We start from the raw sequence: 20729 nt of genomic DNA, 5'->3' as shown, positions 1-20729 counted from the left end.
CTGCGAACCCCGATCTGTCTTCAACGACGTCCACGCGTCCCCCCACTGACCTCCGCCCCCCGCCGCCGTGCCTCAACCCCCTGGGGGCGGATCCCAGCTGGGATCCGCCCCCGGGGCGTTTCGTGCTCTTCGCGGCTGTCGGCGCCGGCGGGCCTACGGCTCGAACTTGTAGCCGAGGCCGCGGACCGTGACCAGGTAGCGCGGGGCGCCCGGGTCCGGCTCGATCTTGGCGCGCAGGCGCTTCACGTGGACGTCGAGGGTCTTGGTGTCGCCCACGTAGTCCGCGCCCCAGACCCGGTCGATGAGCTGCATACGGGTGAGCACGCGGCCCGCGTTGCGCAGCAGCATCTCCAGCAGGTCGAACTCCTTCAGCGGGAGGTCGACCTTGGAGCCGGAGACGGTCACCACGTGCCGGTCGACGTCCATCCGCACCGGGCCCGCCTCCAGGGCCTGCGGCGCGACCTCCTCGGGCTCGCCGCGGCGGCGCAGGACGGCCCGGATACGGGCGACCAGCTCGCGCGACGAGAAGGGCTTGGTGACGTAGTCGTCGGCTCCTATTTCGAGACCGACGACCTTGTCGATCTCGCTGTCCTTGGCGGTCACCATGATCACCGGGACGTTGGAACGGCCACGCAGCTGGCGGCAGACCTCCGTGCCGGGCAGGCCCGGCAGCATCAGGTCGAGCAGGACGAGGTCGGCGCCGTTGCGCTCGAACTCGTCGAGGCCGTCGGGCCCGGTGGCCGCGATGGCGACCTCGAAACCCTCCTTGCGGAGCATGTAGGACAGGGCGTCGGAGAACGATTCCTCGTCCTCTACGACAAGCACTCGGGTCACGGAAGGACCTCCGGGGCGGCAGGGATGGATTCGTATGCGGTTGTGTGATCGGGCCCGTGTGCGTCGTCTTCGTCGCGTACGTCTCCGGGGCCTTCGGGGTAAGAGCTGAGGGGGCTGCGGGTCGATGCCGCTTCCGGCAGCCGCAGCGTGAAGGTGGAGCCCTGGCCTTCCGAGCTCCACACGGTGACCTCTCCGCCGTGGGAGGCGGCCACGTGCTTGACGATGGCGAGGCCGAGGCCCGTACCGCCCGTCGCGCGGGAGCGGGCCGGGTCGACCCGGTAGAAGCGCTCGAAGATGCGCTCCTTGTCCCTGTCGGAGATGCCGATGCCCTGGTCGGTGACGGCTATCTCGATCAGGTCGCCGCCGGGTGCGGTCACCCGGCGGGCGGCTATGCCGACGCGGGTGCGGGCGGGCGAGTAGTTGACCGCGTTCTCCACCAGGTTGCCCAGGGCGGCGGCGAGCTGCCCCCTGTTGCCCCAGACGCGGACGTCGGCGGTGCCGCCGGCGGCCATGGTGATCTGCTTGGTGGCGGCGGGCTGGCGGCAGCGGTCGATGGCCTCGGCGACCAGCTCGTCGACGCGGACCGGCTCGGCGTCCTCCAGCGGGTCGTCGTTCTGCACCCGGGAGAGGTCGATGAGCTCCTGGACCAGGTTGGTCAGGCGGGTCGCCTCGATCTGCATCCGGCCCGCGAAGCGCTCGACGGCCTCGGGGTCGTCGGAGGCGTCCATGACGGCCTCGGAGAGCAGGGAGAGGGCGCCGACCGGGGTTTTGAGTTCATGGCTGACGTTGGCGACGAAGTCGCGGCGGACCGCCTCGATGCGGCGGGCCTCGGTCAGGTCCTCGACGAGGAGGAGCACCAGGCGGGAGCCGAGCGGGGCCACGCGGGCGGAGACGGCGAGGGCTTCGCCGCGGCCGGTGCCGCGGCGCGGCAGATCCAGCTCGACCTGCCGTATCTCGCCGTCGCGCCGGGTGTCGCGGGCCATCTGGAGCATCGGCTCCACGGCGAGCTTGCCGCCGCGGACGAGACCGAGCGCGTACGCCGCCGAGCTGGCCTTGACCACGCTGTCCGCCTCGTCGAGGACGACGGCGGAGGAGCGCAGCACGGAGAGGACCGTGTCCACGCCGGGCGGCAGGGCGGGGTCCGTGTGCAGGGAGGTCCGGGTGGGGCGCTTCTGGTCGCGTTCGCTCCAGCGGAACGCCAGCGTCGCGATCGCCCCGGTGCACACTCCGGCGATCGCTGAGGCTGCGGCGACCGCCGCGTTCACGTCCATGTCTCCAGGTTATGCGGCCCGAGCCGGTCCTCCACAGCCGTCCGAGTGGACGCTCGAACACTCGTCGCCCAGAGTTCACCTTCAGTACGGTGCCGATTCATTTCAGATGCCGGATCCGGACGCGTACGACACGGAACGTGGGAGCGTGGGGCCGACCGGGTCCCACGGACACCATCCTGAGCATCCTTGAGAGAGGGCACGTCGTATGCGTGACGCGTACCACGAGGAACTTGACTCGATCGGCGAGGGCCTGGTCGAGATGGCCCGCCTTGTCGGGTCGGCGATCGGGCGCGCCACCACGGCCATGCTCGACGCCGATCTGAAGCTCGCCGAGACCGTGATCGCCGCCGACCAGAAGGTGGACGATCTGCAGCACGAGCTGGAGGCGCGGGCCATAGCCCTGCTGGCGCGGCAGCAGCCGGTGGCCACCGATCTGCGGATCGTGGTCACCTCCCTGCGGATGAGCGCCGACCTGGAGCGCAGCGGCGACCTGGCCCAGCATGTCGCCAAGCTGGCCCGGCTGCGCTTCCCCGAGCGGGCCGTCCCGCACGACCTGCACGCGACCATCCTGGAGATGGGCCAGCTCGCGCAGCGTCTGATGGCGAAGGCCGCCGAGGTCATCATCACCAAGGACGTCGATCTGGCGATGCAGCTGGAGCAGGACGACGACGAGATGGACCTGCTGCACCGCACGCTCTTCCAGCACCTGATGGACGAGAAGTGGAAGCACGGCATCGAGACGGCGGTCGACGTGACGCTGCTCGGCCGCTACTACGAGCGGTACGCCGACCATGCCGTGGCGGTCGCCAAGCGGGTCGTCTACCTGGTGACGGGCGAGCACGCGGACGACGTGCAGGCGGCGGCGACGGCGGGTGCGGCGGCCTCGACAACAGGAGCGGCGGCCTCGACGACGAGTACGGCGGGCGACAGCGCCTGACCGGTTCCTGTCCTACGCGGCCGAGGGCCCCGCACCCCATACGGGTGCGGGGCCCTCGTCCGTCAGCGGTCAGCCGGAGCAGCCGCCGCACTGGCACGGCGCGCCGGACTGGCAGCCGCAGCCACAGCCGGAGCCGCAACCGCAGGCTCCGACGATCACCAACTCCGGTACGGGCCGGCTCACTTCGACGAGCGTCTCGGGTGTCTGGTCGGGCCTGGTGGACTCGGCAGCCATGGTTCCCTCCTCGATGGACCTGTGTGGACCTCCGTGGCGGAGAGCCTCATCCATTGCATGCCCATCCCGGTGGGCGCATCAACGGCGCACATGAGCAGAGAGCCCGGCCGCACCGCACCACGCACCACCGGGAAAACCCTCTCCCCAACTGTCACAGGCATGCCATACGCTGCCCCCAGCAGCCGCGCCCCGGTCCCTCCGCCGGACGGACACGGGCGTCGCGCGGCGCTCTCATCTCCCGGCCGTCCGCCGGGATCCTTTGTGGGGGTACACGACTGTGCGTACGCGCAGCATCTCTACCGCGACGGCGCTCGCGGTCCTTTTCTCATCGGCGGCGCTGAGCGCCGTCGCGGCCGGCACCGCATCGGCGGCCACGGCCACCGTCGCCTCACCGGCCGGTCTCGTCGCCGACGGCGCGCTGAAGCGCGTCTTCCTCGGGGACACCTCGGGCGGCAAGATCCTGGCCGTCGACTACACGGGCAAGCTCGTCGACTCGACGAGCGGTCTCGGCGCCCTCAGCGACATCGCGGTCTCCGACGACGGCGCCACGCTGTACGCGGCCGTGCGGGACAGCCACGAGATCGTGGCGCTCGACGCGGCCACGCTCGACGTGGTCCGGCGCTACCCGGTCGCCACCGACACCGGGCCCACCTACGTCGCGTTCAGCGCCGGCAAGGCGTGGTTCACGTACGGCGACCAGTGGGACGGCGACCTCGGCTCGGTCGACCCGGGCGTGGACCCGGCGAGCGGCACCGACCCGGTGGCGCTCCAGCAGTTCCCCACCGAGGGCACCTCCATCGGCATCTGGGGCCAGGGCCTGCTCGACACCGACCCGTCGCAGCCTGGCATCCTCGCGATCGGTGAGACCGGCATCTCCACGGACTCCATGGCGGTGGTCGACGTGTCGGGCGCCGCGCCGACGGCGGTCGCCTATTACGGGGGCGACTACACGCTGAACAGCGGCATCGGCGACATCGACCTGGTCCCCGGCGGCAGCGAGGTGCTGGTCAACGGCGCCGTGCGGGACGCGTACGCGGACGGGAAGTTCCACGAGGCCGGCTCCTACCCCAGCGGGCTGCGCGCCGACATCGCGCCGAACGGCGTGGTCGCGCAGTACACCGGCAGCAAGGTGGTGACGTACGCGCCGAACTCCTCCAAGGTCGTGCACAGTTACCCGCAGAGCACCGAGGTGGCGGCGCTGGAGTGGGCCCCCGACCTGTCCCGGGTGTTCACGCTCGTGGCGAGCGGCACCGGCTACGCGCTCAAGGTGCTCACCGACCCGACGCTCAACAACCCGACTCTGACGGTCAGCGCCCCGTCGAAGGCGACCCGCGCCAAGAAGCTCACCGTCAGCGGCAAGCTCTCCGCGACCGTCGCCCTGCCGGCCGGCGTGAAGCTCGCCGTCACCCGCACCGACCTGGAGTCCCCGAACGGCAAGGCGCTCGCCTCCGTCACGGTGAAGAGCGACGGCACCTACGCCTTCAGCGACACCCCGCCGGCCGGCGGCACGGTCACCTACACGGTGTCGTACGCGGGCGACGCCACGCACTCGGCGGTCTCCGCGTCCGACAAGGTGGCGGTCTCGCGCACCACGCCGTCCCTGACGCTGAACAAGAACGGCAACGTCTACTCGTACGGCGCCGACGTCTCCTTCACCGCGCACCTCGGCTCGACGTACAAGAACCGCACGGTGGAGATCTGGGCGAACCCGTACGGCAGCGACAAGCCGAACAAGCTGATCAGGACGGCCAAGGTCAACTCCAGCGGAAACGTCTCCGCGACCGTGGACATGAAGCGCGACACGACGGTGACCGCGGTGTTCGCCGGGGACGCGCGGACCGCGGCCAAGACGGCGAAGTCGACCGCCTACGCGCGCGTGACGGTGTCGAACTCGATCTCCAAGCACTACAAGACGGGGAAGATCGGCTCGCACTCCTACTACTGGTTCCACAAGAAGACGAGCCCTGTGGTGACCACGACGATGTCGTACTACAAGGGCCGCAAGGAGCGCCTGCAGGTCGAGGTCTACTACAACGGCAAGTGGTACGACTCCGGCTCGGAGTACTTCAAGCTCGGCACGAACGGCAAGGTGGCCGTCAGCCTCGGCGCCCCCGGTGAGGCGGGCATCAAGGCGCGCGTGCGCACCTCGTACATCAACAACTCGTCCGGGGACAACGTGAACTCGACGACGCACAGCTCCTGGAAGTACCTGTACTTCACCAAGTAGCGCGTCCCGCGGTTACGTTCGCTCCATGACTGACGTGATCGTCCTCAACGGCGGCTCCAGCTCCGGCAAGACCAGCATCGCGCGGTCCTTGCAGGAGCTGTTGCCGTCTCTGTGGCTGACCCTGGGCACCGACACGTTCGTGGCGGCGCTGCCCTCGGCGGACGCCGGGATCGAGTTCGGCGCGGACGGGACGGTGACCGTCGGCCCGGAGTTCCGCACGGTGGAGGCGGCGTGGATCGCGGGCGTCGCGGCGATGGCGGCGGCCGGGGCGCGGATCGTCGTGGACGAGGTGTTCCTCGGCGGCGCGGCCTCCCAGGCCCGCTGGCGCACGGCCCTCGCCGCGCACGGCCTGGACGTCCTCTGGGTGGCGGTGCGCTGCGCCCCGGAGGTGGCGGCACGCCGGGAGGCGGCGCGGGGCGACCGGATCACCGGGATGGCGGTGAAGCAGGCCGAGTCGGTGCATGTGGGGGTCGCCTACGACGTGGCGGTCGATACGGGGTCGAGCGGTGCGGAGGTGTGTGCGCGGGAGATCGCGGAGTGGGTGGGGTGACGGCCGGTGGGATGGTGCCGGTTTCGCGGTTCCCGCGCCCCTGTACGCATCTCGGGGGCACGTCAGTGGGGAGGCAGCGGCGAAGCCGCACGCCTCAGGGGCGCGGGGAACTGCGCGACCAGCCACGACGCACGCCGCACCCGACACACATCACGCCACCCGGGCCCGGGCCCGCACCTTGCGCCGCACGGCGTCCCCGCTCGCCCCGAGGGCGAGCCCGCACAGCGCGAGCCCCACGAAGACGACCGGATTCACCCAGCCCGGAACGAGTTCGGTCCCCTCCCCCGCCGAGGTGACGCACTGAGAACTCACGGGCAACATCGCCCGCGTCACCACATGGTCCCCGGGCACACCGCGGGCGGCACACATCTGGTCCGGGTCCAGGATGTAGAAGCCGGACATGAGCCCCCACGCATACGCCCCGAACGCCGCCGACCCCGCCATGACCAGCACCAGCACACAGGTCCGACCGCTCGGCGGATGCCACCGCAACGTACCGAGCCGCAGCCGCTGATACCCGCGCTTGGCAAGCGCCGCGCCGGCCCCCGCCACCAGGAACGGCGTCACGAACGGCGCGAAGGTCAGGGCCAGAAAGAGAACACTCAACAGACTCGTCACGCCGGTCCGACTCCGCGCGGCCGGGAAGGGTTGCCCAGGGGAAGCCCAACAGCCCCGGGAACTACCGTGCTTCCGTGACGCACACGCCCGGGCCCCCGCTGCTCTTCCTCGACATCGACGGACCGCTGATCCCGTTCGGTTCCCCGGCCTCCGGCGCCGGTCCCGCCCCGGACGCGGGGCCCGGACATCCCCTGCTCGGCCGGCTCGACCCGACGATCGGCCCCCGCCTGCTGGCGCTCGGCTGCACCCTCGTCTGGGCCACGACCTGGGAGCACGAGGCGAACGAAGTGGTAGCCCCGCGCATCGGTCTGCCGCCGCTGCCGGTGATCGAGTGGCCGGCCTCCCCGGCCGTCGGCGTCCCGCGCGGCCTGCACTGGAAGACCCCCGCCCTCGTCGCGCGGGCCGCTGGACGCCCGTTCGTCTGGGTCGACGACGAGATCGGCGCGATGGACCGCGAGTGGGTCGCGGCGCAGCATCCCGGGCCCGCCCTGCTGCACCGCGTCGCCCCGGCGACCGGGCTGGCCGACGACGACTTCACGGCGCTCGCCGACTGGCTGCGCGGGCCGGCCCGGGCCGATTGTCAGTGCCGGGTGCCACAGTGACGGGTATGACGGACGCTGCCACGAAACCGCTGTTGCTGACCGACATCGAGCGTGCTGTACGCGCCAGTTGGGATGCCGAGACCTGTACGCCCGAGTACCGCGCGCGCTGGACGGGGGAGAACCCCGCGCGGGATCAGTGCGGGGTGACCGCGCTGGTCGTCAACGATCTGGTCGGCGGCGATCTGCTGCGCGGCGAGGTGCATGTCGACGGTGCGTGGGTCGACTATCACTGGTGGAACAGACTCGGTGAGGGACTTGAGATCGACCTCACGCGGGAGCAGTTCGCGCCGCACGAGATCGTCACGCCGGGGACGGTGATCCCGCGGCCGCCCAATTCCGAGCTGCGCAGACTCCGGGAGGAGTACGAGCTGCTGCGCGGGCGCGTGCTCGACCGGCTCGGCGCCGCCGGAGCGCTGCCGTAGGTCAGTCCTGGCCGCGCAGATACGCGATGCCGGTGTCGAGCGCGGCCCTGAGGTGGGTGGAGTCACCGGTGGACATCATGATCGTGACTCCGCCCTGGATCCCGGCGAGCAGCGCCCCCGCCGTGCGGTCCGCGTCGAGGGAGGCCCGCACCAGACCGGCCGCCTGCACGGCACGGACACCCCGGGCCAGCTCCGCCTGCCACTGCCGCATCAGCTCCGTGACGATCGCCCGCGCGCCCGGACTCGACCGCCCGACCTGGAGGAACAGCGCGCCCAACGGGCAGTGGTCGCCCTGGAGTTCGTAGCGCCGCACCACCACGTCCCGCCACGCTTGCCATGACTCCCACGAGTCGAGGCGGCCCAGGTGCGGCTGCTGGTCCTCGATCACCCGGCCGGCCTCGAACCGGGCGACGGCGAGGAGCAGTTCGTCCTTGCCGCCGGGGAAGTAGTGGAAGAGCTGGCTCTTGCTGGTGCCGGTGCGGGCGCGGATGTCGTCGAGCGTCGTCAGGGAGACGCCCTGCTCGCGCAGCACCTCCGCCGCACCCTCGACGATCCGGCCCCGGGTGGCACGCCCCTTCGCGGTCAACGTCTCGGCCACGACCGACCTCTCCCTCTCATCGCCTCGCCCCAAAATCTGGACTTGCTGGTCCATTTTATACGGAGCACCGTGGTCGACGTCATCAGGACCGACCGACCGATCACGACCCCGAGGGGAAGCACGTCATGAGTGGACGCACGAGTGAACGCACGACCGGACGCACGAGTGGACGGCTGCACGGCAGGACGGCGCTGGTCACGGGCTCGACGAGCAACATCGGCCAGGCCATCGCCGAGGTGTTCGCCGCCGAGGGCGCCCACGTCGTCGTATCCGGACGCAACGCCGACCGGGGCGCCGCCGTCGTCGACGGCATCCGCGCGGCCGGCGGCCGGGCCGACTTCGTGGCGGCGGACCTGGACGGCACCCCGCGGGCCTCCCGCGACCTGGCCGACCGGGCGACCGAGGCCCTGGGCGGCCGCATCGACATCCTGGTCAACAACGCCGGCGTCTACCCGGCGCCCGGCACGGCCGACACCACCGAGGAGACCTTCGACCGCGTCTACGGCGTGAACGTGAAGGCCCCCTTCTTCCTGACCGCCACCGTGGCCCCGGCCATGGCGGCCGCGGGCGGCGGCACGATCATCAACCTCGGCTCGTGGATCACGCGCCTCGCCGTCCCGCTCGGCGCCCTCTACAGCTCCACGAAGGGCGCGATGGAGACCCTGACCCGCGCCTGGTCCGCCGAGTTCGGCCCGCAGGGCGTCCGGGTCAACGCGATCTCCCCCGGCGTCGTCCTCCCGCCGTCCCCCGAGGGCACCGACCCCCACCCCGGCGAGGCGATGATGCACGGCACCCCGGCGGGCACGGTCGGCACCCCCGACGCCATCGCCCACGCGGCCCTCTGGCTGGCGAGCGACGAGGCGTCGTTCGTGCACGGAACCGTGGTGGACGTGGACGGCGGCCGGACGGGGGTGGCGGTGATCGCGGCGTAGCCCGGAGCACCCGAGGGCGGGCCCTAGTCCTCGAGCCGAACCGGCATCAGGATCGAGAAGGAGTCCTCGTCGTCGGGCCGCCGGACCGCGATCGGCGCCGCGGGGGCGCCGAGCTCCAGGATCAGGCGGTCCCGGGCCCCGGCACGCAGCGCGTCCAGCAGGTACTGACGGTTGACCGCGACGCGGTCGGGGCCCTCCGTCCCGTCCGCGCAGAGGGCCACCGTGCCGTCGTCCGCCGGCCGGAGCACGCTGAGGTCGCCGGATTCCGCGGACCGGACAGGACCGGCCTCCAGGGTCTTCCGGAACGCCGCCACCTCGATGTCGGCGCGATGTCCCGCGGGCAGGGCGAGAAGGCGGCGATAGTCGGGGAAGTCGTGGTCAAGGCCCTGCCCGGCCACCTGCCGGTCCCCGGACTCCAGGGTCACCCGGCCCCCGTCGACGGTAAGCAGCACGGGCCCCGCACCGCCCACCAGCGCCCGCATCGCGTCGACGAGCGCGGTGGGCACGACGACCCGCACGCGGCCCTCGCCGCCCCCGGTGGCCCGGACCCGCGCGAGAGCCATCCGGTACCGGTCGGTGGCCACCACCCGCAGGCTCTCGCCCTCGATGTCGAACAGCACCCCGCCGAGCATCGGCAGCTCAGGATCGCCGCTCACGGCGAACCGGACGGCGTCCAGCGCGGCGGCCAGCGCGTTCGCGTCGACGGACAGCCGGACGGTGCCGGCCTGGACGGTGTCGGTGCGGAGCGAAGTCATGACGTTCTCCCTGTGATCGAGTCGCGCTCGGAGTGCGGAGAACTCGCTACGGGCATCGGACAGCCCCCGCTCCAGGCGGCTCAGGTGCGCGTCGAGCAGCCCGCGGACCAGCTCACCGTCCGCCCCCGACCAGCCGGCCAGCACCAGCCGGACGTCCGCCAGCGGCATCCCGGCCCGCCGCAGCCGCACCAGCACCCGCGCCTCGTCGAGCTGCCCGGGCTCGTACCACCGATACCCGCTCACCGGATCGACCCAGGCGGGCACCAGCACCCCGGCCCGGTCGTAGAACCGCAGGGCACTCACCCCGAGCCCGCTGTCCCGGGCCATCTCCCCGATGCTGCGCATGTCGTTCTCCACCCCCGGCACTCTGGCCCCTGCACCAGGTCGAGGGTCAACGGGCCGGACCACGGACGATGAGGGGCGGCAGCAGTCGCGGCTCCTGCCGGGCTTCCGGCGTGGCTTCCAGAGCCAGGAGGAACTGGGCCGGGTCCTGGTAGCGGTGCGACGGGTCGCGCGCGAGGCAGGTCCACAGGACGTCGTTCAGGGCGGGAGAGACCGGAAGGTCCACCACGGTGACGGGTTCCCGGAGGATCGCGAAGACGACGTCCAAAGGATTGTCCCCCTCGTAGAGGCGCCGGCCGACGACGCATTGATAGAGCACCGCGCCGAGCGCGTAGATGTCCGACCGGATGTCCGCGACGTGGTTGCCCTGCACCTGCTCGGGGGCCATGTAGGGGATCGTGCCCATGACGGCTCCCGCGGTGGTGATACTGAGACTCGTCTCCACCGGACGCATCAGACCGAGATCGACGACGACGGGACCTCGCCCCGGAGTCACGACGATGTTGGCCGGTTTGAGGTCGATGCGTGACAGGCCCAAGGAATGCAGATAGTCCAGTGCCTGGCCGAGCGTCCGTCCGAGCCCGGCCACATCCGGTGGTGGCAACGTTCGGTGCTGGATGAGCAGTTGCTCGAGCGAGGGCCCTTCGGTCAGCTCCATGATCAGAGCCGGGACCGCCAGTCGGTCGAAGGCTTCGATCACGCGCAGGATGTTGGGGTGCCGTATGCGCGTACCGATCTCCCCTTCGCGCTGGAAGCGGGCGCGGAACGTGGGGTCCTCCGCCAACCCGGGGTGCAACAGCTTGATCGCCACACCCTCACCCGTGCGCAGGTCGATGCCCCGATACACCGCCCCCATGCCACCGGCTCCGATGAGTTCACGCACCTCGTACCGGTCTCCGAGCCGCGTGATCGCGGGGAGCGCAGGCGGGGCGGGTGTCGGCTCCGAGCCGTCACGCGGCCGGATGACGACGGTCGAGGAGCTGTCCCGCCGCCCGGGAACGAGGGTGTGCATTCCATGCTGGGCCCGCTCGTCCTCGTTGCGACGGGCGAATCCTGCGACTCTGCGGGAATAGGCGTCCGCGAGCCGGTAGTAGGTCAGTCCGGCGCTCGCCGGGTTCCCGAACTGCGTCACATCGATGCGGCCGGGATCACTGACCACCTCAAGGACGCCACTGCGTTCCAAATGCCCCAGGAACCGCTCGGCCGACGGCCCGTCGAGCAACAGCATCGGGTCGAGTTGACCGTCGACCATGATGTCCTGGGCCGAGAAGGCTCGCCCGCGGCTGCGCAGCACCCAGTCGGCCAAGTGATAGGCGCCCAACCGCCACCTGTCCCTGTCGATGGGGACGAAAGCCGCCGAGGAGACTTCGTCGAGCACGCCATCGCGGGACAGGATCTCGTCCAACTGGGCGTAGAAGAGCACTCGTTGCCAGTCATCGCCTCCCACATGCACGGACGCGCGCTCCGATGCGTCCCACATGACCATGGAGTTGAACTCCTGGAGCAGTCTGCGGGGAACACCACGCGACTTGAACCGCAAATGGGCAACCAAGGGCGCCAAGGGGAGAGTTTCACTTTCCGGCAGCCTGAAGACGACCGTGTTGCGTACATCGGCCCCGGTGGCGGGCACACGCAGCGGAGGTAATCCCAGTTCCACCCTTGCCCACGCGACCGACTCGTGCACGAGCCGCTCCGGCGCGGTCCACAGACACGGTACGTACATACGCCATGCGAAGACGCTCTCGTAAAGGCCGGTTCCTCGATCCGCGTCCGAAACGGCCCGGTCGTGAAGATCGGGTCCCGCGACCAGGATGAAATGGGCCCCACGAGTCGAGAAAACGTTCTTCAGCGATCCGAGCAGCTTTTCGAGATCGGCGATGGCACCCGGCTCGTTGTCCGTGAGCTTGTCGATTTCGTCGAGCACGATGACCGGATGCACGCTCAGCCGTGGCACTCTCCTTCTCCACCTGCGGCTTCGGCGGGAACGGTACTCGGACCAACCGCTGAGCAGTTGAATGATGCGCACCAGATCGTGCTCGACATCGGTCTCCGAATAGGCGAGAAAAGCCGCTTCGGTCGTCCGCGACCTGCTCTTCTTGCCGCCCACGCTCAAGGTCGGTGGTGCCATGCCGAGCAGGCCGCTCTGCAGCTTCATGCCCGCCGTCGCGTTGCGCTCACTGGTCTCGGACTGGGTCTGGGTGAACGACAAGGATGTGCGGGTGTAGGCGAGCAGCAGGGAGTCGCGCACTTCTGAGGGAAGGTGCTGGAACAGGCCCTGATCATCAAGGGCCTCGAAGACGCGCCGGACGACAGCGAAGAGAAGCTGGTCCGGCGCCATCTTGCGCGCGACACTCAAATGCACCCTCAACAGGACCCGGCGGTCAGCTCCGCCCTGCGCGGTGCCACCCCTGCCGAAATCCGCCGCCGCCTTCTCCAGAGCGCGCAGGACAAGAGTCGTCTTCCCCACTCCACGGAACCCTGTGACGAGGAACGTCCCGCCGTGCGAGTGCATGAGCCGCTCGCACAACAACTCCACGAGGTCTTCGTGACCGAGTACGGGAATCGACGCATCGCCCACGGGCAGCGGCTCGTGTATGTAGTGGAACTCACGGTGCAGCGGCACGTGAAGCACAATTCCCCCTGGCCCGACGCATTCTCCGCGATGCCCCAATGGTATGACCGCGGCGCCGGGTCCGCCCCCGATGAACAGGCACGCGAGCGGCAGGACTTTCGACACACGCCCTAAGCCCCCTTCCGACGGAGAATCCGCAGACAGGGGGCTTAGAAAGCGTCGGGCTTACTTCTTCTTGCCCTGGTTCTTCACAGCCTCGATCGCCGCAGCGGCCGCGTCCGGGTCCAGGTACGTGCCGCCCGCCTTCACCGGCTTGAAGTCGGCGTCCAGCTCGTAGGCCAGCGGGATGCCCGTCGGGATGTTCAGGCCCGCGATGTCCGCGTCCGAGATGCCGTCCAGGTGCTTGACCAGCGCGCGCAGCGAGTTGCCGTGGGCCGCGACCAGGACCGTCTTGCCGGTCAGCAGGTCGGGGACGATGCCGTCGAACCAGTACGGGAGCATGCGGACGACGACGTCCTTGAGGCACTCCGTGCGCGGGCGCAGCTCCGGCGGGAGCGTCGCGTAGCGCGGGTCGGAGAACTGCGAGTACTCGGCGTCGTCGTCGAGGGGCGGCGGCGGGGTGTCGTACGAGCGGCGCCACAGCATGAACTGCTCCTCGCCGAACTCCGCGAGGGTCTGCGCCTTGTCCTTGCCCTGGAGGGCGCCGTAGTGGCGCTCGTTCAGGCGCCACGAACGGTGGACGGGGACCCAGTGGCGGTCCGCGGACTCCAGCGCCAGCTGGGCCGTGCGGATCGCGCGCTTCTGGAGCGAGGTGTGCACCACGTCGGGGAGCAGGCCGGCGTCCTTGAGCAGCTCACCGCCGCGGACCGCCTCCTTCTCGCCCTTCTCGTTCAGGTTGACGTCCACCCATCCGGTGAACAGGTTCTTCGCGTTCCACTCGCTCTCGCCGTGGCGGAGGAGGATCAGCTTGTACGGTGCGTCGGCCATGGGGCCGAGCCTAATCGACGGCTCCGGCACGCGCCGATTGACGGTCCCCGTCAATTGAGTGGCCACTCCCGCTACCCGGCACGTAAGTTGTGCAAACCTTCTTCGCCACTTACTTACGCCCCGGGGGATGCACCCATGTCAGTCGCCGCGCTCAGACGTGCCTCCAAGGAGGCTGTCGCCGGGCTCCCCCGCGAGTTCTGGTGGCTGTGGACCAGCACCCTCGTGAACCGGCTCGGCGGCTTCGTCCTCACCTTCCTCGCCCTGTACCTGACCGCCGCGCGCGGGTTCTCGGCCGCGTACGCCGGTCTGGTCGCCTCGCTCATCGGGGCCGGCGGGGTCATCGCCTCGATGCTGGGCGGAGTGCTCGCCGACCGGCTCGGACGGCGGCCCACCCTGCTCGGCGCGCAGCTCGCGACGGCCGCGACGGTCGCCGTCCTGGCCTTCGTGCGCGACCCCGTCTCCATCGCCGTCACCGGCTTCGCGCTCGGCCTCGCCTCGAACGCCTCGCGGCCCGCGATCCAGGCGATGATGGCCGACATCGTCCGCCCGGAGGACCGGGTGCGCGCCTTCTCGCTCAACTACTGGGCGATCAACCTGGGGTTCGCGATCTCGTCGGTGTACGCCGGTTTCCTGGTCGCCCAGAGCTATACGCTCGGCTTCCTCGTCGAGGCCGGCATGACGCTGGCCTGCGCCTGCGTCGTCTTCGTGAAGGTGAAGGAGTCGCGGCCCGAGCCGGGCCCGCGGATCTCGACGGCGCCCGCGGTCACCATGGGCACCGTGCTGCGCGACGGCCGGTTCATGGTCATGGTGGGGCTGTCCTTCCTGGTCGCGGTCGTCTTCACGCAGAGCTCGGTCGGCCTGCCGATCGTGATGGGCCAGAACGGGCTGAGCAGCTCCGACGTCGGGCTCGTCGCCGCCGTGAACGGCGCCGTGATCGTCGCCCTCCAGATCCCGCTGACCCGCTACATCCAGCGCCGCGACCCGGGCCGGCTGCTCGCCTTCTCCTCGCTCCTCATCGGCTACGGCTTCGCGCTCACCGCGTTCGCCGGATCGCTGGCCGCGTACGCGCTGACCGTCGTGGTGTGGACGCTGGGCGAGATGGTCAACGCCCCGACCCAGTCGGGACTCGTGGCCCGGCTCGCGCCCGCCGAGGGCCGCGGCCGCTACCAGGGCGTCTACACGATGTCCTGGTCCGCCGCCGCGCTCGTCGCCCCGCTGGCCGGCGGCTGGGTGCTCGACTCCGCCGGCGCGGGCTGGCTGTGGGCGGGCTGCGCCGCGCTCGGCACGCTCACCGCGGGCGGGTACTGGGCCCTGATGCGCGGACTGCACGCGGAGGGCCCCGCCCACGAGGTCCATGAGGTCCAGGTCCAGGCTCAGGTCCAACAGGCCGCCCCGGCACGAGAGTCGGCGACCACCCCGGCCAGCGCCCCGGAGAACGCCCCGGCGTGAAGCGGCACTTGTTCGGGTACGTACCCGAACATGCCCGAAGCACCGAGGACCTCCCCGAGAACGGACGAACCGCCCAGGACGCTCGTGGGCGGCATCGAGGTCGACGTCCCGAACAGCATTCCGGCGATCCGTGCGGCGCTCACGCCGGAGCGCCGCACGGAGTTCGACAAGGACATCAACGGCGCCGGGGTCGACGAGATCCACGCCGTCATGCGGCACTGGATGCTGGAGGCGGTCCCCGACCCGGAGGCCGACGCGATCCTGGCCCGGCTCGCCCACGACGAGGCCGAGAGGCGGGGCCCGGCTTGAGCCGTCGCCGCAGGCGCAGCCCCTGCCGCATCGCGTACGCACCGCCCGCCGACGACACCCTCGTCAAGATGGCGAACCCCGACGCCTTCCGCGCCGAGATGCTCCGCACCCTCGCCCACGACCCGTACGGGCACGGCTCCTGCTCGGTGTCGGGCGAGCGCGACCGCCGCGAGGCGACGGTCGGCGGGGCGATAGTCCTCTACTACGTCTCCGGATCCGTCCTCACGGTCACGGTCGTCCGCATGGTCGCGCTCGGCTGACCCGGCGGGCGGCGCCGACTACAACTGCCGTTGCGCGTCGTACAGGTTGCGCGGCCGGACCACGTCCGTGGTCCCGTACAGCTCCAGACGGGAGTCCAGTCCCCCCGTGAAGTCGGGGACGTCGATCTGCCCGAACTCGCGGACCGTATTGAGGCCGACCGTCGCGCTCCACGGCGCGAGCCCGTCGATCTTCATGAGTCCCGCGCGCTCATTGGTGACCCTGATGTTCCAGTGGGTGAAGCGCGCCCCGAACAGCGGCCCTGCCGAGGCGTCGCCGCCGTGCTGCCCGTCGTTGGTCACCGTGATGTCGGTGCGTACGTTCGCGAACGGCATCCCGCGGTGCGAGTCGAAGGTGCCCATCGCCATGCGGCCGCGCGACCAGACGTTGTACGAGGACAGTCCCTCGACGTTGATGCCGTGCAGCTGGGTGCCGGAGGGGGCCGGGACCGTGCGCGCGGTGAGGGTGAAGTCCTCGATCAGGTTGTCGTGGGAGCCCTCGCGGCAGAAGTACGGGTGGTGCTCGCCGCGGCCGCCGACGGTGGTGCGGCGCAGGGTGGAGGCCGAGGCCGCGACGAGCCCGAAGCCGTTGTCGACGTTCCACACGGTGACGTCGTCGACCCAGCAGTCGTACGTGCATTGCAGCGCGACGCCGTTGTGGCCCTTGTCGAGGAGGTGCGGGGACTGCGGGGTCTCCACCGCCTCCAGGGTCAGGCCCTCGACACCCGCGCCGGTCAGCGCCTTCACGTGGGTGGTCAGCCGGGGGTCCCACTCGGGGCGCACGTCCAGCGGCAGGGGCCGCTCGAAGGTGACCCGGTCGCCGCGGACCGAGGCGATGCGCACGGGCCACTCGTAGGGCACGTAGGACGTCAGCTTGGTCTTGTCGTCCCAGACGTACGCCTCCGGGCCCGGGCCGCCGCCCGCCATGTGCTCCAGGAGGGTGTGACCGGCGTCGTCGGCGAGGCGGAGCAGGATCAGGTCGCCCTTGCGCAGGCGGGCCGGGTCCGCGACGGTCACCGACCACGCGCCCCGCTTCGCCGGTGCGACGGTCGTCAGGGTCTGCCACTCGTCGCGCTTGTTGCCGGTCCAGCCCTCGAACGGCCAGGCCTTCGCCCTGATCGCGTCCGTGAGCGTACGGAACCGGTCGGCAGGGCAGAGCCAGATCAGACCGCCCGCCCAGGACCAGGACGACTTGTCGCCGCCGTAGCGGGAGCCGTAGACGCCGATCAGCTCGGTGAGGTTCTTGGTGGCGTAGAGCTTGGTGGCGGCGCTGCCCGCGCCCTTGAGGACGACATGGTCGTGCCCGATGTGGAGGAGGTCGTCGATCCGGTACGTGCCCTTGCCGAGCAGCACCGTGCCCCCGCCGGCCCGTCCGGCGGCGGCGAGGGCACGGTTGATCGCGGGGGCGCAGTCGGTGACGCCGTCGGCGACCGCGCCGTAGGACTCGGCCCGCAGCACGCGTCCGGGGCGCTCGAAGCGGGACCCGCGCCCGGCCCGGTGGCCGGCGCGGCCGATGTACGGGATCTGCGGGTGGGTGTACGGGGCCCTGGTGAACTCCCGCCAGATGTCCGGGACTTCGCCGGAGGACGCGGCCTGGGCGACACCCGCCCCGGCTCCGGTCACCGCGCCGGCCGCCACGGCGATCGCCCCGCCCAGAACGCCGCGCCTACTGAGGTCCCGCATCCCTGCCACCCTTCATCGACGTACCGATCATCGACGTACCGATCACGGAGGTACAGATATGTGAACGCTGTTCATGTCAATGCCGGGCGCGAGCATGCCACGACGACCGCGGCGCCGAACAGAGGCGTGCAGCAGCGAAGTGGCAGAAGAAAGGCGCTACTTGGACGGGCGCTGGATCAGATGTGTGAACGCGTCCAGATTGCGGGTCGATTCGCCGCGCGTCACCCGCCACTCGTACTCACGGCGGATCGCGCTCGCGAAACCGAGCTCCAGAAGCGTGTTGAAGGCGCCGTCGGACGCCTCCAGGACCGAGCCGAGGAGCCGGTCGAGCTCGTCGGGGGTGACGGCGGCCAGCGGGAGCTTGCCGGTGAGGTAGATGTCGCCGAGCCGGTCGACGGCGTAACCGACTCCGTACAGGCGCAGATTGCGCTCCAGGAGCCAGCGGTGCACCCCCGCCTCGTTCTCGTCCGGGTGGCGGATCACGAAGGCGTTCAGGGACAGGCTGTGCCGGCCGAGCCGCAGCGAGAGCGTCGTGGAGAGCTTGCGGGTGCCGGGCAGCTTGATGACGTACGTGTCCGGCTCCGGGCTCTCCCACTCCAGCTCGGCTTCCTTCAGGAACGCCGTGATGACCTCGGGTGCCGGGTGCTGGTCAGCCATGGTGCGAGAGTACGTGACGGCGATGTTCCTGCATCGCGGCGGAGTAGACGTCGGCCGTCGCGCCGGCGGCCGTGTCCCAGCCGAAGTGCTGCGCGTGGCGGGCCGCCGCGCCGCCCATGCTGTCCACAAGATGGGGATGGTCGGCGAACTCGCGCAGCACGCGCGCGTAGGCAGCCGGTTCGTGGCCGTCGACGAGGAAGCCGGTCGTCCCGTCCCGCACCGCCACCGGCAGGCCGCCCACGGACGCGGCGAGCACCGGCGTCCCGGTCGCCTGCGCCTCTATGGCGACGAGCCCGAACGACTCGCTGTAGGAGGGCATGACGAGCAGGGAGGCGGCCCGGAACCAGTCCGCGAGCTGGTCCTGGCCGACCGGCGGGTGGAACCGCACGACGTCCGAGATGCCCAGCTGGGCGGCGAGCTTCTGGAGTGCGGCGGGCTTGGCGAGACCGGAACCGCTCGGGCCGCCGACGACCGGCACGACCATGCGCGTGCGCAGCTCGGGGCGCTCGTCGAGCAGCACCGCGACCGCCTTGAGCAGGATGTCGGGGGCCTTCAGCGGCTGGATGCGGCCCGCGAAGAGCGGGATCAGCGCGTCCTGGGGCAGGCCGAGCCGGGCGCGGGCGGCGGAGCGGCCGTCGGCGACCCGGAACCGCTCCAGGTTCACCCCCGGGTGGACGATCGCGACCTTGCCGGGGTCGGCCTCGTAGTGGTGGATCAGCTCGTCGGCCTCACCCGCGGTGTTGGCGATCAGCCGGTCGGCGGCGCGCACGACCTGGGTCTCGCCGATCACGCGTGCGGCCGGCTCGGGGGTGTCGCCCTCGGCGAGCGCGGCGTTCTTGACCTTGGCCATGGTGTGCATGGCGTGCACGAGAGGGGCGCCCCAGCGCTCGGCGGCCAGCCAGCCGACGTGCCCGGAGAGCCAGTAGTGCGAGTGGACCAGGTCGTAGTAGCCGGGCCGGTGGCCCGCCCAGGCCTGCATGACGCCGTGCGTGAAGGCGCACAGCTGCGCGGGGAGGTCCTCCTTGGCCAGGCCCTCGTAGGGGCCCGCGTCGACGTGCCGGACGAGCACGCCCGGCGCCAGCTCGACCTCGGGGGGCAGGCCGCCGGTGGTGGCCCGGGTGAAGATCTCGACCTCGATGTTGATCGCGGCCAGCCGCTTGGCCAGCTCCACGATGTACACGTTCATGCCGCCCGCGTCGCCCGTGCCCGGCTGGTGCAGGGGCGAGGTGTGGACGCTGAGCATGGCGATGCGGCGGGGGCGGCGCTGGGCGCCCGGAAAGCGCAGACGGGCGGGGCCCGCACCCGCTCCGGTACGGCGGAACCTGGACACGTACTGACTCACGTGCGGTCCTCCTGCTGGCGGCTCTACTCGGCTCTGCCGGACCCGAGCGCGGGCACGGCTGAAAGAGGGCGCAGGCCCTCGTCCAAGAGCGGCAACATCGGATTGCCCCCCTCCATTTCCACTTTGCCGAATCATTACCGTACGAGACCGCGTGGCGGCTCGGCGTGCCGTCGCCCCGTACTCTCGTACCTGTGAACCCGCGTACCCCGTCCCGCCCCGTAGGAACGGTGACGCGAGGCACCACCAACCCCAATCGCCTGCGCCGCATGGACCGCTGGATCGCGGCCGTGCACGGCCCTGCGCTGCGCCGGGCCGTCGACCCGGTGGCCGTCGACCTCGGCTACGGGGCGGCCCCCTGGACCGCCGTGGAGCTGCTGGCCCGGCTGCGCGAGGCCGCGCCCCGCGCGCGTGTGGTCGGCATCGAGATCGAACCGGCGCGGGTCGCCGCCGCGAAGCCGTACGAGCGCGAGGGCCTGGAGTTCCGGCACGGCGGCTTCGAGGTGCCCCTGGCCGCTCCCCCGGTCCTGATCCGCGCGGCGAACGTGCTGCGCCAGTACGACGAGGACCGGGTCGCCGACGTCTGGCGGCGGCTGTGCGGACGGCTCGCGCCCGGCGGCCTCCTCGTGGAGGGCACCTGCGACGAGATCGGGCGGCGGCACGTGTGGGTGGCGCTCGGCCCGGAAGGACCGCGCACCGTGACCTTCGCGACCCGGCTCGGCTCCCTGCACACCCCCTCCGACCTCGCCGAGCGCCTCCCCAAGGCGCTGATCCACCGCAACGTCCCCGGCGAGCCGGTGCACGCCTTCCTGCGCGACTTCGACCGGGCCTGGGCGGCGGCCGCCCCCTACGCCTCGTACGGCGCCCGGCAGCGCTGGATCCGCACGGTCCGCGCCCTGACGGCCGACTGGCCGGTGGTGGACACCCCGGCACGCTGGCGACAGGGCGAAGTCACCGTGGCATGGGGTGCGTTGGCGCCCGTCGGGGGCATGAGGGACTGACGGGGGCGGCGGGAACGATCGCGGCACGCCGTTCGTCACACCGTGCGGGGTCTGTCGGATTTGGCGAACACGTGGCACCATCCACCGAACGCGCACAAGTTACTGACGGTAAATCAGATTTCACCGAAGGGTGAGCCTGAGACGGTCTCGGCT

General features: G+C 71.0%; 21 protein-coding genes. 10 read left to right on the top strand and 11 right to left on the bottom strand.

Annotated elements, in window-relative coordinates; translation table 11 throughout:
* Positions 1-153: 153 nt before the first annotated feature.
* Together ACFVDP_RS34705 and ACFVDP_RS34700 are read right to left on the bottom strand one after the other, a co-directional pair.
* The gene (locus tag ACFVDP_RS34705; protein WP_018527980.1) at positions 154-834 is read right to left on the bottom strand and encodes a response regulator transcription factor; all 681 of its coding nucleotides are present in this window, start codon (positions 832-834) and stop codon (positions 154-156) included.
* Positions 831-2105, bottom strand: a complete 1275-nt coding sequence (locus ACFVDP_RS34700; protein ID WP_383498450.1) for a sensor histidine kinase — start codon at positions 2103-2105, stop codon at positions 831-833. Before ACFVDP_RS34700 ends, ACFVDP_RS34705 begins: the two co-directional genes overlap by 4 nt.
* Positions 2106-2310: 205 nt before the next feature.
* Here ACFVDP_RS34700 and phoU point away from each other — a divergent pair, with 205 nt between their 5' ends.
* Complete coding sequence (gene phoU, locus ACFVDP_RS34695) at positions 2311-3042, top strand: phosphate signaling complex protein PhoU (protein WP_383498448.1); 732 nt, start codon at positions 2311-2313, stop codon at positions 3040-3042.
* Between the two features lie 69 nt (positions 3043-3111).
* On the opposite strand, the gene ACFVDP_RS34690 is transcribed toward phoU, so the two are convergent.
* On the bottom strand, positions 3112-3276 hold the full coding sequence (locus ACFVDP_RS34690) for a hypothetical protein (protein ID WP_383498446.1): 165 nt from the start codon (positions 3274-3276) through the stop codon (positions 3112-3114).
* A gap of 277 nt (positions 3277-3553) precedes the next feature.
* On the opposite strand from ACFVDP_RS34690, the gene ACFVDP_RS34685 reads away from it, so the two are divergent.
* Positions 3554-5503: a YncE family protein gene (locus ACFVDP_RS34685; protein ID WP_383498444.1), complete on the top strand. Its 1950-nt coding sequence runs from the start codon at positions 3554-3556 to the stop codon at positions 5501-5503.
* A 25-nt stretch (positions 5504-5528) separates the two neighbouring features.
* Positions 5529-6053: a chloramphenicol phosphotransferase CPT family protein gene (locus ACFVDP_RS34680; RefSeq protein ID WP_383498442.1), complete on the top strand. Its 525-nt coding sequence runs from the start codon at positions 5529-5531 to the stop codon at positions 6051-6053.
* Between the two features lie 150 nt (positions 6054-6203).
* Here the strand turns inward: ACFVDP_RS34680 and ACFVDP_RS34675 are convergent, their stop codons facing one another.
* Positions 6204-6671, bottom strand: a complete 468-nt coding sequence (locus ACFVDP_RS34675; protein WP_383498440.1) for a hypothetical protein — start codon at positions 6669-6671, stop codon at positions 6204-6206.
* Positions 6672-6745: 74 nt separating this feature from the next.
* On the opposite strand from ACFVDP_RS34675, the gene ACFVDP_RS34670 reads away from it, so the two are divergent.
* Both ACFVDP_RS34670 and ACFVDP_RS34665 read left to right on the top strand, forming a co-directional pair.
* Positions 6746-7273 carry an HAD domain-containing protein gene (locus ACFVDP_RS34670; RefSeq protein WP_383498438.1) on the top strand — a complete coding sequence of 176 codons (528 nt, stop codon included), beginning with the start codon at positions 6746-6748 and terminating at the stop codon, positions 7271-7273.
* 5 nt (positions 7274-7278) lie between these two features.
* Positions 7279-7695 carry a hypothetical protein gene (locus ACFVDP_RS34665; RefSeq protein ID WP_383498436.1) on the top strand — a complete coding sequence of 139 codons (417 nt, stop codon included), beginning with the start codon at positions 7279-7281 and terminating at the stop codon, positions 7693-7695.
* A gap of 1 nt (position 7696) precedes the next feature.
* On the opposite strand, the gene ACFVDP_RS34660 is transcribed toward ACFVDP_RS34665, so the two are convergent.
* Positions 7697-8293, bottom strand: a complete 597-nt coding sequence (locus ACFVDP_RS34660) for a TetR/AcrR family transcriptional regulator (RefSeq protein ID WP_383498434.1) — start codon at positions 8291-8293, stop codon at positions 7697-7699.
* A 125-nt stretch (positions 8294-8418) separates the two neighbouring features.
* On the opposite strand from ACFVDP_RS34660, the gene ACFVDP_RS34655 reads away from it, so the two are divergent.
* Positions 8419-9225 carry an SDR family NAD(P)-dependent oxidoreductase gene (locus ACFVDP_RS34655; RefSeq protein ID WP_383498432.1) on the top strand — a complete coding sequence of 269 codons (807 nt, stop codon included), beginning with the start codon at positions 8419-8421 and terminating at the stop codon, positions 9223-9225.
* 23 nt (positions 9226-9248) lie between these two features.
* Here ACFVDP_RS34655 and ACFVDP_RS34650 read toward each other — a convergent pair whose 3' ends face one another.
* The 3 genes from ACFVDP_RS34650 to ACFVDP_RS34640 form a co-directional block, all read right to left on the bottom strand.
* Positions 9249-10325, bottom strand: coding sequence for a MerR family transcriptional regulator (locus ACFVDP_RS34650; protein ID WP_383498430.1), 1077 nt, complete (start codon positions 10323-10325; stop codon positions 9249-9251).
* Positions 10326-10371: 46 nt separating this feature from the next.
* The gene (locus ACFVDP_RS34645; RefSeq protein WP_383498428.1) at positions 10372-12945 is read right to left on the bottom strand and encodes a serine/threonine-protein kinase; all 2574 of its coding nucleotides are present in this window, start codon (positions 12943-12945) and stop codon (positions 10372-10374) included.
* Between the two features lie 174 nt (positions 12946-13119).
* Positions 13120-13881 (bottom strand): phosphoglyceromutase, encoded by a 762-nt coding sequence (locus ACFVDP_RS34640; RefSeq protein WP_383498426.1) that lies wholly within the window; start codon positions 13879-13881, stop codon positions 13120-13122.
* Positions 13882-14016: 135 nt separating this feature from the next.
* Here ACFVDP_RS34640 and ACFVDP_RS34635 point away from each other — a divergent pair, with 135 nt between their 5' ends.
* The 3 genes from ACFVDP_RS34635 to ACFVDP_RS34625 all read left to right on the top strand — a co-directional run bounded on the left by ACFVDP_RS34635 (position 14017) and on the right by ACFVDP_RS34625 (position 15899).
* Positions 14017-15330 (top strand): MDR family MFS transporter, encoded by a 1314-nt coding sequence (locus tag ACFVDP_RS34635; protein WP_383498424.1) that lies wholly within the window; start codon positions 14017-14019, stop codon positions 15328-15330.
* A gap of 30 nt (positions 15331-15360) precedes the next feature.
* Positions 15361-15639: a hypothetical protein gene (locus ACFVDP_RS34630; RefSeq protein ID WP_383498422.1), complete on the top strand. Its 279-nt coding sequence runs from the start codon at positions 15361-15363 to the stop codon at positions 15637-15639.
* Between the two features lie 68 nt (positions 15640-15707).
* Positions 15708-15899 (top strand): hypothetical protein, encoded by a 192-nt coding sequence (locus ACFVDP_RS34625; RefSeq protein WP_383498544.1) that lies wholly within the window; start codon positions 15708-15710, stop codon positions 15897-15899.
* A gap of 18 nt (positions 15900-15917) precedes the next feature.
* Here ACFVDP_RS34625 and ACFVDP_RS34620 read toward each other — a convergent pair whose 3' ends face one another.
* The 3 genes from ACFVDP_RS34620 to mshA all read right to left on the bottom strand — a co-directional run bounded on the left by ACFVDP_RS34620 (position 15918) and on the right by mshA (position 19578).
* Entirely contained in the window at positions 15918-17579 is a 1662-nt protein-coding gene (locus tag ACFVDP_RS34620) for a glycosyl hydrolase family 28-related protein (RefSeq protein WP_383498420.1), read from the bottom strand.
* Positions 17580-17735: 156 nt separating this feature from the next.
* Complete coding sequence (locus tag ACFVDP_RS34615; protein ID WP_383498418.1) at positions 17736-18236, bottom strand: YbjN domain-containing protein; 501 nt, start codon at positions 18234-18236, stop codon at positions 17736-17738.
* Positions 18229-19578: a D-inositol-3-phosphate glycosyltransferase gene (gene mshA, locus ACFVDP_RS34610; RefSeq protein WP_383498416.1), complete on the bottom strand. Its 1350-nt coding sequence runs from the start codon at positions 19576-19578 to the stop codon at positions 18229-18231. The genes ACFVDP_RS34615 and mshA overlap by 8 nt, the downstream gene beginning before the upstream one ends.
* A gap of 266 nt (positions 19579-19844) precedes the next feature.
* Here mshA and ACFVDP_RS34605 point away from each other — a divergent pair, with 266 nt between their 5' ends.
* On the top strand, positions 19845-20576 hold the full coding sequence (locus tag ACFVDP_RS34605) for a class I SAM-dependent methyltransferase (RefSeq protein ID WP_383498541.1): 732 nt from the start codon (positions 19845-19847) through the stop codon (positions 20574-20576).
* Positions 20577-20729: the final 153 nt, after the last annotated feature.

The organism is Streptomyces sp. NPDC057694, assembly GCF_042799415.1.
Taxonomy (GTDB): Bacteria; Actinomycetota; Actinomycetes; order Streptomycetales; family Streptomycetaceae; genus Streptomyces.
Note: the sequence above shows the minus strand (reverse complement) of the source record. Positions and strands in the feature narration are given on the sequence as shown.